Origin of the sequence: Gilliamella sp. B14384G12 (assembly GCF_016101825.1) — a bacterium.
In the GTDB taxonomy this organism is placed as follows: domain Bacteria; phylum Pseudomonadota; class Gammaproteobacteria; order Enterobacterales; family Orbaceae; genus Gilliamella; species Gilliamella apicola_N.
Window position 1 is genome coordinate 1 of the sequence record NZ_JACFPU010000072.1, and the last position, 288, is coordinate 288.

The 288-nt window shown below is 31.2% G+C and carries 1 protein-coding gene; it reads left to right on the top strand.

Annotated features, from left to right (window positions below; all coding sequences use genetic code 11):
* Window positions 1-104: 104 nt before the first annotated feature.
* Window positions 105-288, top strand: a 184-nt coding sequence (locus H3S73_RS13705) for a hypothetical protein (RefSeq protein WP_198237002.1), incomplete at its 3' end; no start/stop codon positions are given.

The following is a 288-nucleotide window of genomic DNA, read 5'->3' on the forward strand; positions in this document are numbered from 1 at the left end:
TGTCATTATTGTTACCTTTTTTTATTGTTGGTTTATCATAACAATGACCTTATAAAATTGGTACTAATTAGTGTAGCCTATCCATAGGTAACGATGAATATGAAGTGTTACCAGAACCTATGACAGCAATTATACCTCTAAAAGGTTTTTTAACACCTGATAAAAAATGGGGGCTATCAAGGGAATTTGAATACAATGAAACAACTGAAAAAACCCAAAATGGTCATGTGTTCATATATAGTATAAAGGTGACCTTTAAATCAAGAGCTTTTGAAGTTAAAGAACACC